This window comes from Plesiomonas sp. PI-19 (genome assembly GCF_021368255.1).
Classification (GTDB): Bacteria; Pseudomonadota; Gammaproteobacteria; order Enterobacterales; family CAMTGL01; genus Plesiomonas; species Plesiomonas shigelloides.
Genome location: NZ_JAJNMQ010000001.1, coordinates 773,797 through 786,322 on the forward strand (window position 1 = coordinate 773,797; position 12,526 = coordinate 786,322).

The following is a 12,526-nucleotide window of genomic DNA, read 5'->3' on the forward strand; positions in this document are numbered from 1 at the left end:
CGGGTAACCGCCTCTTTTTTTATCTGTGTGTTGTGGTTTTATTTTCCGCTGCTGTTCGTTCTTTGGGTTTGAATTTTTAGTGTTACACAGGAGTAGTTTGGCGCATGGCGCAGCTCTATTTTTACTATTCAGCGATGAATGCGGGGAAATCGACCGCGTTGTTACAGTCGTCTTATAACTATCAGGAGCGTGGCCTGCGTACCCTGATTTTCACCGCCGAAATTGATAACCGCTTTGGTGTAGGGAAAATCAGCTCCCGCATTGGTTTATCGGCTGATGCGTTACTATTTTCTCCGCAGACAGATCTGTTGGCCTGCATTGGTGCCGAGCATCAAACGCAGCCGATAGATTGCGTGTTGATTGACGAATGTCAGTTCCTCAGTCGTGAGCAAGTCGAGCAGTTGACCGATGTGGTCGATCGTTTGGACATCCCGGTATTGTGCTATGGCTTACGTACTGACTTCCAAGGTGAGCTGTTCCTTGGCAGTAAATACCTCTTGGCGTGGGCAGATAAGCTGGTAGAGCTGAAAACTATCTGTTATTGCGGACGCAAGGCCAATATGGTGCTGCGCCTCAATGCCGATGGCGTGGCGATGCGTGACGGTGAGCAGGTGCAGATCGGTGGTAATGAAAGTTACGTTTCGGTGTGCCGCAAACACTATAAAGCCGCATTCGATAACAAGTAATCGCCTCTGCTCTACGGCATGTATGTAGTGCGCGGTTAGTCGCCTTGTTGCTGTTGATGTTAGGTTGAGATAAAAATGCCGGTCATGAAGATGTCCGGCATTTTTGCTTTTATTTTTATATAGTTAATGCGGGTCGCGTGTTAGTTCGCCAACATGTGCGGCAATAAGGCCACCAACGCATCGATACGCGTTTGTATTGGCGCATTGGAAGATGGCATCTGGCCGTTGTTGCCCATCACCCAGCGGCGCGCATCCAGATAGGCTAAGTCATCAGGCAGTGGCCACGGCGCATCGGTTCGGGCGCAATCGGCGCTCAGTAGCACAGCATCGGTTTTTCCCCAGCTCATCCAGCCACTCACCGGATAATCTGCCAGCCAGTGCATCAATTGCTGCATGACATCGGGAAAGGTGTCTGCATCGTCAATCTGCTGCTGACTCAGGCCGGAGTGCTGTATACACTCTTCGCTAAGCTCCGGCTCCAGTTTAGGCTGGATGAGGGCATGGAAAGATGCAGTGGATTGTCCTGCTGGCGTCACAATCTTTGCCATCAATTCAATGATTTCATTATCAATTTCACAGGAGTAATCCTGCTCGTGGCAGGAAACCTGCAGGGCGATGGCAAGGTAGCAACTTGATGGTGCGCTCATGGTGTGATCCACTCTGTTTTGCATACAATGGAAGGCCGGAACCCGAAGTGCCGGAGACGCAGGATGCTGCATTTTTACGCAAACACATAACTCGCTACGTTGATTTTAAATGAAAATAGTTATCATTTCATTGTGGCTGTTATATGCTATCCGGCTCTCGACAATACATATATTAACGTATTGATTTCTGATGTGAAAAAAATAAAGGATGTCGTGTGGGATTGTTCAGGCAACTGAGCTGGTTTTTTCGTCAGCAGTGGCGACGTTATGCCGGGGCCATCGGGCTACTGGTTTCTATCGCGTTGCTCGAATTATTGCCGCCAACCATTGTCGGGCGGATTGTCGACGGTATTGATAAGCAGCAGATGGATGCTGCGCATCTGCTGCGTTGGATTGCTCTGCTGCTAGGCTGTGCCGTGTTGGTATACGGCCTGCGGGTGGTGTGGCGGGTGTTACTTTTTGGCGCATCTTACCGGTTGGCGGTAGAGCTGCGTCAGTCGATTTATCAGCAGCTCAGTCGCCAACACAGCCGTTTTTATCTGCGCCACCGCACCGGCGATCTGATGGCGCGCTCCACCAATGATATCGATCGCGTGGTGTTTGCCGCAGGGGAAGGGGTGCTGACGCTGGTCGATTCCATGGTGCAGGGATTGGCGGTGCTGTTCATCATGAGCACTCAGCTCAGTTGGCAATTAACGTTACTGGCGTTGCTACCGATGCCGATTATGGCGTGGTTTATCAAAGGCTATGGCGATCAGCTGCATCATCGATTCCGTCATGCGCAAGCCGCGTTTTCCAGTTTGAATAACACGGTGCAAGAAACTCTGACCAGTATTCGGATGGTGAAAGCATTTGGCTTAGAAAAACGCCAGCAAGGGCATTTTGCGCAGGCGGCTGCCGATGCGAATCAGCGCAATATGTCGGTGGCCAAAGTCGATGCGAAGTTTGACCCGACTATCTATGTGGCTATCGCGATGGCCAACCTGCTGGCGGTAGGCGGGGGTAGCTGGATGGTGGTGCATGGCAGCATGACATTGGGCCAGTTGACCAGCTTCATCATGTATCTGGGCTTGATGATTTGGCCGATGTTGGCGATGGCGTGGATGTTCAATATTGTTGAGCGTGGCAGTGCGGCGTATGTGCGGGTTCAGGCGCTTTTGGCCGAAGAGCCGGATGTGCCGGATGGCCATCTGGATCTGCCTGCCGAGCGCGGTGTGCTGGATGTTAACGTACAGTGCTTTGCGTATCCGGAAGGCAAGCACCCCGCGCTGCAAGCGGTGCAGCTGCAAGTCAAACCGGGCCAAATGCTGGGGATTTGTGGCGCGACCGGCTCGGGCAAAAGTACGTTGCTGGCCTTGATCCAGCGTCAATTCGCGTTGACTGATGAACAAGGCACGATCTGCTTTCACCAGCTTTCGTTAGCCGATCTAAAGTTGCATGCGTGGCGTGAACGGCTGGCGGTGGTGAGTCAAACTCCCTTTTTGTTTTCTGCTTCGATCGCTGAAAATATCGCGTTTGGGCGTCCGCAAGCCAGCATGGAGCAAATTCGCTATGTCGCCGAATTAGCTTGTGTGGCAGAAGATATCGAGCGTTTACCACAGGGCTATGATACGCCGGTGGGGGAGCGTGGAGTGATGCTCTCGGGCGGACAGAAGCAGCGTATCGCCATTGCGCGCGCCTTGTTACTGGAAGCTGAGATCTTGATTTTGGATGATGCGCTGTCTGCCGTTGATGGCCAAACCGAGCACCGTATTTTGCATAATCTGCGGCAATGGCGCCAAGGGCGTACCTTGTTGGTTACCGCGCATCGTCTTTCCGCCTTGGCAGAAGCCGACGAGATTGTGGTGTTGCAACAAGGTCAGGTTGCGCAGCGTGGCACCCATGCGGCGCTCAGTCAGCAGCCAGGATGGTATCAGGAGATGTACCGTTATCAGCAGCTAGAGCAAGCGCTGGAGCGGGACGATGAGGAAGAAGTGGTATGTTAAATCGTTCCGAACAGTGGCCGACTCTCAAGCGCTTATTAGGCTATGGCCAGCCTTATCGCCGCGATTTTATTCTGGCGACCGCGATGCTGTGGTTAGCGTCTGCGGCGGAAGTCGGTGGGCCGCTGTTGGTCAGCTATTTCATTGATCATTTTTTGGCGGCTGGACGTTTACCCCTATGGCCGGTTTTAAGCTTATTGGTGGCGTTTTTATTGCTGCAAGTGGCGGCGGGGACGCTGCACTATTTTCAATCTCTGCGCTTTAACAAAGTAGCGTTGAAGGTGGTGCAGGATATTCGATGTGATGTGTTTAATGCCGCAGTTATGCAGCCGCTGGCCGTATTTGATACTCAGCCGGTCGGGCAATTGATCTCGAAAGTGACCAATGACACCGAGGTGATTAAAGATCTGTACGTTACGGTGTTGGTGACATTGCTGCGCAATATCGCGCTGATCAGCGTCATGTTGGTGGCTATGTTCTCGCTGAACTGGAAGATGGCGTTGGTGGCATCGGTGATGTTTCCTGTGGTGTTGACCGTGATGGCGGTGTATCAAAAGCGCAGTATTCCGGTGGTGCGTGCGGTGCGGGAACGGTTAGCGGGGATCAATGATGGCTTTAACGAAACCATCAGCGGGATCCATGTGATCCAGCAAATGCGACAAGAAGCGCGCATGGGTGAAAAACTGGCGGCGCAAAGTCATGCCCACTATCGCTCGCGTATGCAGGCTTTGCGTCTGGATGCGGTGTTATTGCGCCCACTGTTAAGTCTGATTTCTGCCTGTATTCTGAGCGGCCTCCTGATGGTGTTTGGCTTTTCAGCAGCCGGCAGTGTGGGGGTTGGCGTACTGTATGCGTTTATCAGCTATTTGGGGCGCATGAATGAGCCGCTGATTGAACTGACCTCACAGCAATCCATGCTGCAGCAATCAATTGTGGCGGGTGAGCGGATTTTCTCGTTGATGGACGCGCCTGCGCAGCACTACGGTGAGCATGCGCAACCGCTGCCGGACGGACGTATCGCCATTGAGGATGTCTCTTTCGGTTATAAGCCGAATGAACCGGTGTTGCAGCAGATCTCGTTGCAGGTGCCGGATGGCGATTTTGTGGCCTTGGTCGGTCATACTGGCAGCGGTAAAAGCACCTTAGCCAGCTTGCTGATGGGCTATTACCCTGTCACGCAGGGGCAAATTGCCTTAGGTGGACAGCCGATTGCTCAGTTATCCCATGACGTGCTGCGGCGCGATATCGCGATGGTGCAGCAAGATCCGGTGGTGTTGGCCGCCTCGGTACGTGATAACGTCACCTTGGGGCGCGAAGTGAGCGATAGCCTGATTTGGGATGTATTAGAAAAGGTGCAGCTCGATGGCGTGGTTCGCGCCATGAATGCAGGGCTGGATACCTTACTGGGCGAGCAGGGTAACAACCTATCGGTGGGACAAAAACAGTTGCTGGCACTGGCGCGGGTGTTGGTGCAGCAACCGAAAATTTTGATCCTCGATGAGGCGACGGCCAATATTGACTCCGGCACTGAGCAGGCAATTCAAACCGCGCTGGCCGTGGTACGGCAACACACCACCTTAGTGGTGATTGCCCACCGCTTGTCGACTATTGTGGAAGCCAGTCAGATTGTGGTGTTGCACCGTGGGCGGATTGTCGAGCAGGGTACCCATGAGGCGCTGTTGGCGCGTAATGGTCGTTACACCCAGATGTGGACGTTACAACAAACGGGGACGTCAATGTCGCTGGCATGAGTTGTATGTGGTGTGCGCTGATTTTTGGCTGTGCTCAATTACTCATAAAGTCGCCCGATAGAATAGCTTAATATAAAGCTCAATATAAAAAGAGGCGCAGATATCCAGTGTTCGGGTAGCTGGGCCTCTTTGTCTTGTTAGCTTAAAGTCAAAGACGGTGTTGACCTGCGTTGTGGGCGATGATCAACGCGCCATCCAGTCGCCAACCCACAAGCCTATCAGCATAGCTGCGACAAATAACAATACGCCAAGCGAGGGCGCGGCCAATAAGGTGATGGCAGGCCCTGGGCAGATCCCTGCCAGTCCCCAACCAATACCGAATACCGCAGCGCCGCCAATCAATTTTACATCCAACTTTTTAGCCGGAACGGGCGGAATGGGATCGCCGCACAGTGCTTGTGGACAGCTTTTCACCCAACGGAAATAACCGATACCGAACACCAATAACGCGCCGCCCATCACGAAGGCCAGTGTTGGGTCCCACGGTCCGGCCAAGTCTAAAAAGCCCTGTACCCGTGCCGGCTCATTCATTCCGGAAACAGTCAGTCCGCTGCCAAATAACAGGCCACATAACAGGCTGAACAGATAACGCATGATATCTCCTTAAATCCGGTCGGATTAACCGCCAAATACATGCTTTAACAGATACACAGTGATAAAACCGGTCAGCATAAAGGTGCTGGTGGCGATGATGGAGCGTACCGAGAGGCGTCCCATGCCGCAGATCCCGTGGCCGCTGGTACAGCCATTGCCTAAGCGTGCACCAAAACCGACCAGAAAACCGGCGATGATCAGCAGTGGCCACGATGCGCTTAACGTTGCACCTAAGGTGATCCCCATCAGCTTGGCGGTGTAGCCGCCACCGGCGACCATGCCGACAATAAACAGGGCGCGCCACAACCAGTTTTTATCGGGATGCAAAAGGCCGTTCAGGATCCCACTGATCCCCGCGATCCGGCCTGCACCTTTGAGCAGCAGCAGTGCTGATAAGCCGATCATCGCGCCGCCCGCGAGTCCTAGCAGGGCACTAGCAAAAGTAAAGCTCTCAGAAAGCATACTTATATCCTTGTTAGTAGCGTCGTTATTCGTAGGTGGCTGTTACGTTTATCCCTCGCCAGTGGATTATGCTGACTGGCAAGGGATGTAAGGCGCACCTCTGGTGCGGTTGGCACCATACTTTTCACGCGGCTTAACGCTTTACGTGGTTTAACGTTTCACACGGCTTAAAAGCGGCGCGTAGCGGCTGCAAATTGAATATAGCCACCGCTTAAGTTACGGCAACGTAAGCCATGATGTTGCAAGATGCGGCAAGCAACGGTGCCACGCAAACCACTTTGGCAGATCACCAAGATCTCTTTGTCCTGTGGCAGCTCATGCAGGCGTTGGCGCAGATCATCAACCGGAATATTCATCGCACCTGGGATCGCCCCAATGTTAGTCAGCTCGGCCGGATTACGCACATCCAACAGGAACTGCTCGGCCGTTGGGTTGAGAATATCGGCAGGATGGCAAACCGGTACATCGCCTTTGAGCTGGTTGGTAGCGACAAAAGCTGCTTGGTTGATGGCGTCTTTGGCTGAGCCAAACGGTGGTGCGTAGGTCAGCTCCAGATGCTGCAAATCATACACGCTCATACCCGCGCGCAAGGCAACGGCGAGCACATCGATACGCTTGTCGATCCCATCACGCCCCACCGCCTGTGCACCCAACAGGCGTCCACTTGGCACTTCATAAATCAGCTTGAGGCTCACTGGATGTGCGCCGGGATAATAGCCGGCATGACTGCCGGTATGCACATGCACCGCTTCGATGTTAAAGCCATTGTTGCGTGCCAGTCTCTCGCTCAAACCGGTACTGGCGGCGGCGAGGGTAAAGATTTTGCAAATGGCCGTGCCTTGGGTGCCGCGATATTGCTCGCTGTGCCCTAACATATTGTCGGCGGCCATGCGACCTTGACGGTTGGCCGGACCGGCCAGAGGGATCAAACCGGCTTGGCCGGTCACTAGATGACGGGTTTCCACCGCATCACCCACTGCATAAATATCCGGATCGGAAGTCTGCATCGTGTCGCTGACCTGAATACCACCACGCGCGCCGAGCTCGAGCCCTGCTTGGCGGGCTAATTGGGTATCCGGTGACACACCGATGGCGGCGATCACCAGACCGGTTTCCAAACGCTGCCCATCAGATAATTGCAGCAGCAGGCTATCGCCTTGCTCTTCTACCGCGCTCAGACCTGTGCGCAGACGCAGGTCAATACCGTGGTTGACCAGATCTTGGTGCAGAAAGCCGGCCATGTCCTCGTCCAGACTGGTCATCACTTGCGGTGCCAGCTCCAGCAGTGTCACGGGGATCTGGCGTTCACGCAGCGCTTCGGCCACTTCCAATCCGATAAACCCTCCCCCAACCACGGTCACATGCTGACGTGACAGCGTGGTGAGGGCGGCAATGATTTTGTCCATATCCGGAACATTGCGTAGCGTCAGCACTTTAGGGTTGTTAAAGCCAGGAATCGGCGGACGAATAGGCGACGCGCCTGGGCTGAGCAACAATTTATCGTAGCTTTCTTGATAGGTTTCGCCCGTTTGCAGGTTGCGTACAGTTAACTGTTTCGCCTCACGATCAATGCTCATCACTTCATGGCGCACGCGCACTTCCACATTGAAGCGGCGCTTGAAGCTTTCGGGTGTTTGCAGCAATAACGATTGGCGCTCAGGGATGGTGCCGCCGATATGGTAAGGCAACCCACAGTTGGCAAACGAAATATATTCACCACGCTCGAGCATGATGATTTGCGCCTGCTCACTGACCCGGCGAGCTCTGGCTGCTGCGGAAGCGCCACCGGCGACACCGCCGACAATCACAATCTTGGTCATGGGTTACCCTCATAATTTAGGTTTATTTAAATTAGTATTATCTAAAATAAAGCCGATAACAATACTTATGAGGATAACGAGGTGAAAATAAAAAACCGAACCTAAGGTCCGGTTTTGATGATTCGTGCGGAAAAAGAGTGGTAAACCCCGTCAGGTTTCAGGATTTCTGTGGCCGTTGACGAATTAAGCCTTCTTGAACTGTAGTGGCGATCAATTTGCCGTCGCGGGTAAAGAAGCGGCCACGAACCAGCCCACGGGCACCGGATGCCGATGGGCTTTCCACGGCGTACAGCAGCCAGTCATCCATTCTAAATGGGCGATGGAACCACATTGAGTGATCCAGCGTAGCCACTTGCATATCCGCTTCAAGAAAGCCTTTGCCGTGTGGCTGTAGCGCTGTCGGCAGGAAGTTAAAGTCAGAGGCGTAAGCCAGCAGATATTGGTGTACCCGCAGATCATCGGGCATTGTCCCGTTGGCTTTAAACCACACATAACGCACCGGCTCTTCCACATCGCCTTGCAGAGGGTTGTGGAATTTCACGGGGCGCATTTCAATGGGGCGTTCACACAAGAATTTATCGCGCACGCTGGCCGGTAGTAGATGGGCCATCTTGCGCGCAATATCCAGCTCTGACATCAACTCTTCCGGTTGTGGTACGGCAGGCATCACATCTTGATGCTCAAAGCCTTCTTCTTGTGTTTGGAAAGAGGCGGTCAGATAGAAAATAGGGCGACCATTTTGGATAGCGCTGACACGGCGAGTGCTGAAGCTGTGGCCATCGCGCAGATTTTCCACGTCGTAAACAATCGGTTTATGGCTATCACCGGGCAGCAAAAAGTAACTATGGAACGAATGCACCAAACGTTCGGCCGGAATAGTTTGCTTGGCGGCGTGCAGGGCTTGTCCGATCACTTGGCCACCAAATACTTGGCGTAACCCCAGATCCTGACTCTGACCGCGGAATAATCCTTCTTCAATTTTCTCCAGATTCAGCAGCTGAAGCAGCCCTGCTAAAACATCACTCATTGCTCTACCTCTTATAACACTGCGAGACAGACAGCATTCTTTGTCTCTGCGCTGTGGTATGTGATTTGATGAGCAAAGGATAGCATCAACCGGCCGCACTCCGGTAAACCGCTATGCAATGAGCGAACAATCGGCTGCCGAAAGGCCATCATTTTTTATCAGAATCTGTCGAAATGTGACCAATTTGCCGTGGCTGTTGTCGTTTAACCGCACAATTTCAGGATTAGGGCAAGAATGCGGCCTAGGCAGTTTGACAAAAGTCGCATTTATTAACATAAGTAAAAAGAATCAACTGATAAGGTGAACGATGTACTGAGGATTTAACACGGGAGGTGAAGTATGCGCGGAATCATTCTGTCACTGGTAGCGTTAGCGCTGGCAGTTATTTGTGTAATGGCCGGAACGCATTCTGTTACTGAGTTTAATCCTGTGTTAGCCATCTTGCTGGTGGTCTGGTTGCTTCCGCAAGCCGGGCTGCGCGGTGGGTTGCTGGTGGCGGTGATCACCTTATTTGCCGGCACCTTGGCCGAGCAGCCGATTAGTCTGACCGCCGCTACCTTGATGGCGTATCCGATGTTGGCTGTATTATTTTCGCGCCATGCCCCACTGAGCTTGAAATTTGGCCTGTTTATCCCTTGGGTGGCGATGCCGAGTGCCATAATGGCGTTGCAAAATGCCGGTGGCATTCCTGGCTCACCGTGGGTCACGCTGTGCCAATTTTTGGCCGTGGCGGCGGTGTGGCTGATTTGTCGCGGTTGGCGTGCGCCGGCCGGTAATTTCATGGCGCTGCTGGTGGTCGCGATCCCATTTAGTTTGTGGCTGCCGATGCAGACGTTGGCGGTGTTGTCGCTGATCGGTCTTATCGCGGCGGTACAAATGCTACAAAAAGGCCATTATGCGGTGCATTTATACCGTTTAGGTTGGTTACTGCCGACCCTGCCGTTTGCGGTTCTGGCACTTTATCCGGTCGAGCAGATCTCTTTGCCCATCTTGATGATGTGGTTAGTTTTATTACTGGTTGAGTTGATGGGCGAATCTTTATTGGAGGAGAATGAGCAAGAAAACAACATCTAAACCGCTAGGGGGTTGCATTCTCTGCTCGCATCTCCGATAATCACCGCGCTTTCACGGCAACACGGTGAAAGTTTGTCAATGGAGGCTCTATTGGTCCTCCCGCATTGATACTATGTCGACCTGGTCAGGTCCGGAAGGAAGCAGCCAAGGCATAGGACTCGAGTGCCGGGATGTGGCTGGTAGGGCCTCCACCCGTTTTAGCGCCTACCAATCCTACCTGTCAAAACTCTCCAGTTAAAAATCGTCCAAATCCACAGTTATCTGAGTCGGTGCTGTTGGTTTTTTGTTTTTATCCATACACGCTTATTTTTTGTTTTTCCGCAGCGATGAACACTTCCAATAAATAGACAATCTTGTCAGAGGTTGTTTTGTTATTACCTGATAAAGATAGAGCAATAGAGCCATTCCCTGCGGCAAATAATCTTGCGCTTTAGACGTTGCCCCTAAGATGGCAATTATTCAATTTCCTCTCATAATTGCTGTGATAGAGCGCGTCGCATGTTCTTTACTCGAGTGGGTATCCTTTGTTTTTTGATTAGGCGTTGGTGTAAAAGCAATAAGAAAATGTTTAGGGGTAACTAGTTAGGATTGATGTACTCAAGTGGCAATACTTGGGGCAGCATCAGCAGTTTGTGTGACTAGTGAAATAACTATATGTATTTCATAGAATAATAGGGAGCCATTCCCATGAGTCACAGAGCTAAATATTCAGCTATAACGTGGTATCACCTTATTCTGGTTACTATCGCCGGAGGTATTGTTCAGCCATCTCAAGCTGCAGATTGTCCGGATAGATTTGAATCGACAGCGTTAGATTATTTAGGGCGCAATGCCGATAGCTCCAAGTCATATTGGCTTATTTTAAGTAATCGCCCAGACTCATTTCGCCTCAGTGCGCCGGGAGTGGCATCTATCGATCAATGGCAAACGGAGAGTGCTTCAATTCACATCAGCGCTTCTGACATTGTACGGGATGATGTGAATGGTACGCATAAATTAGATCGGTTGAAGGCCGATGGCTCTTTTGATTGCTTCTTGCAGTCGCGTAATCAATTAAATCCGCTCTTGCCGCCCACATGGCGACCTCCGGTGAAACCCGAGCGTCCTGAAGTTGTTCGGCCAGAAAAGCCGAGTTTGCCCGAAGTCATTCGACCAGGAAAACCAGAGTTACCGGTTGCGGTTAGGCCTGAGTTGCCACAGCGACCCGTGGTGGTGTTACCGGCTCGCCCGGAGCTACCCAATGTCGTCTTGCCTGAGCTGCCAGAACTGCCGATTGTGAACAAGCCTACGCCGATTCAACCGATCGAGATTAAGGTGAATGAGCAGTCGTATATGGTGGCTAAAGCAGATTTGCTCCAGTACTGCCCCATGTTACAGCCAGATAGCAAGGGAGGCTTTAGTGCCGAATCCCTATCGCGTTGTGAAAATCTCAATGCACTGTTAGCGCAGGCTCCACTAACGCCTGGACGTGACTTGCTTGAGCCTACCGAATGGAATTCGTGGGTTGATTTTCAAGTCGTACATTCTTCGAATCAGCGCGGTTTTAGTGAAATTGATGAGCGAGTGAAAACGGTCACATTGGGGGCGGATAAACAAATATCCCCCGATGTGGCATTGGGATTGATGTTATTGGTCAGCGACCAGAAAAACGAGAGCTTTTCCGGGCAAATTAGCCGTGATAGCCGGAATATCATGGCCGGCCCCTATCTGGCTTATCGTCTGTCAGACCACTGGTCTGTATTTGGCCAAGCCACGGTAGGTGAAGTACAGCATCGCTACAAACTTCTGGCCCTTTCAGGGGAAAATAATCCGGTTCAGTATGGTGCTGGTGTCAATGTGCTCGGTGAATATCCATTGAGTGAAAACACTACATTACGACCCAAACTAGGATTTTCCTACTTGTATGAGCAAGGAAAATCCTACCGACTGTCTGGCAACTTACGCAATACACCGTTAGCCATATATGTTGCAGGCCAAAGCAGCGAGTCAGGTCAATTGCAGGCAAGCACGGAAATTAACACTCGATTGGAAACCGCAGATGGGCATCTGTTGGTACCGTATGGCGAGCTTGGTGTTTATTACAATACGATAAATCAAAACAGTGACTTACAGCCTGATGCGCAAGGATTTGTGCGGGGAGGTGTGAGAACCTTGGCTGGCAAGAACTGGCAAATTGATCTCAATGTGGGTTATCAAAGTGTGGGGGTTAATCAGTTGGATTCGTGGGATTACGCGCTTTTCATCGCTTATTCGTTTTGAACAGTAAGCCCGCGCGTGAAGCGTAATATTTATGCTTGCTGTAGCCATGAATGCTGATGTGTTTACAGTTAATGCTTGGAACGCTGCCTATAACACAGGGAAGCACACTAAAAGTTGATCGGGTTAACGAACTGGAAATAGAGTTAAATGCTGACTCATTGTGTATTTGCTGGATAGAAATACTGGTAAGTAATTTTAATTCAACAGGATATGCATCTATGCAA

At 51.7% G+C, this 12,526-nt stretch carries 10 protein-coding genes and 1 other RNA gene; 6 read left to right on the forward strand and 5 right to left on the reverse strand.

Going from position 1 to position 12,526, the window contains the following annotated elements; all coding sequences use genetic code 11:
- Positions 1-104 precede the first annotated feature (104 nt).
- On the forward strand, positions 105-686 hold the full coding sequence (locus LQ901_RS03580; RefSeq protein ID WP_010864124.1) for a thymidine kinase: 582 nt from the start codon (positions 105-107) through the stop codon (positions 684-686).
- Between the two features lie 140 nt (positions 687-826).
- On the opposite strand, the gene LQ901_RS03585 is transcribed toward LQ901_RS03580, so the two are convergent.
- A complete protein-coding gene (locus LQ901_RS03585) occupies positions 827-1,333 on the reverse strand; it encodes an exonuclease domain-containing protein (protein WP_233671973.1) in 507 nt (168 codons plus the stop codon).
- A gap of 215 nt (positions 1,334-1,548) precedes the next feature.
- On the opposite strand from LQ901_RS03585, the gene LQ901_RS03590 reads away from it, so the two are divergent.
- Positions 1,549-3,318 carry a SmdA family multidrug ABC transporter permease/ATP-binding protein gene (locus LQ901_RS03590; protein ID WP_047707788.1) on the forward strand — a complete coding sequence of 590 codons (1,770 nt, stop codon included), beginning with the start codon at positions 1,549-1,551 and terminating at the stop codon, positions 3,316-3,318.
- The gene (locus LQ901_RS03595; protein WP_233671974.1) at positions 3,312-5,066 is read left to right on the forward strand and encodes a SmdB family multidrug efflux ABC transporter permease/ATP-binding protein; all 1,755 of its coding nucleotides are present in this window, start codon (positions 3,312-3,314) and stop codon (positions 5,064-5,066) included. The genes LQ901_RS03590 and LQ901_RS03595 overlap by 7 nt, the downstream gene beginning before the upstream one ends.
- A gap of 183 nt (positions 5,067-5,249) precedes the next feature.
- Here the strand turns inward: LQ901_RS03595 and LQ901_RS03600 are convergent, their stop codons facing one another.
- From LQ901_RS03600 to tesB, 4 genes are all read right to left on the reverse strand, one after another.
- On the reverse strand, positions 5,250-5,660 hold the full coding sequence (locus LQ901_RS03600) for a DUF6691 family protein (RefSeq protein ID WP_047707790.1): 411 nt from the start codon (positions 5,658-5,660) through the stop codon (positions 5,250-5,252).
- Positions 5,661-5,684: 24 nt separating this feature from the next.
- On the reverse strand, positions 5,685-6,122 hold the full coding sequence (locus tag LQ901_RS03605) for a YeeE/YedE family protein (RefSeq protein WP_010864119.1): 438 nt from the start codon (positions 6,120-6,122) through the stop codon (positions 5,685-5,687).
- A 167-nt stretch (positions 6,123-6,289) separates the two neighbouring features.
- A complete protein-coding gene (locus LQ901_RS03610) occupies positions 6,290-7,942 on the reverse strand; it encodes an FAD-dependent oxidoreductase (RefSeq protein ID WP_064978008.1) in 1,653 nt (550 codons plus the stop codon).
- 157 nt (positions 7,943-8,099) lie between these two features.
- The gene (gene tesB / locus LQ901_RS03615) at positions 8,100-8,969 is read right to left on the reverse strand and encodes an acyl-CoA thioesterase II (protein ID WP_010864117.1); all 870 of its coding nucleotides are present in this window, start codon (positions 8,967-8,969) and stop codon (positions 8,100-8,102) included.
- Between the two features lie 339 nt (positions 8,970-9,308).
- Between tesB and LQ901_RS03620 the strand changes: the two genes are divergently transcribed.
- The 3 genes from LQ901_RS03620 to LQ901_RS03630 all read left to right on the forward strand — a co-directional run bounded on the left by LQ901_RS03620 (position 9,309) and on the right by LQ901_RS03630 (position 12,302).
- Positions 9,309-10,043: a hypothetical protein gene (locus LQ901_RS03620; protein WP_039045629.1), complete on the forward strand. Its 735-nt coding sequence runs from the start codon at positions 9,309-9,311 to the stop codon at positions 10,041-10,043.
- A gap of 88 nt (positions 10,044-10,131) precedes the next feature.
- An RNA gene (ffs, locus tag LQ901_RS03625) (signal recognition particle sRNA small type) lies at positions 10,132-10,228 on the forward strand.
- Positions 10,229-10,730: 502 nt separating this feature from the next.
- Entirely contained in the window at positions 10,731-12,302 is a 1,572-nt protein-coding gene (locus tag LQ901_RS03630) for an autotransporter domain-containing protein (RefSeq protein WP_233671975.1), read from the forward strand.
- The last annotated feature ends 224 nt before the right edge of the window (positions 12,303-12,526 follow it).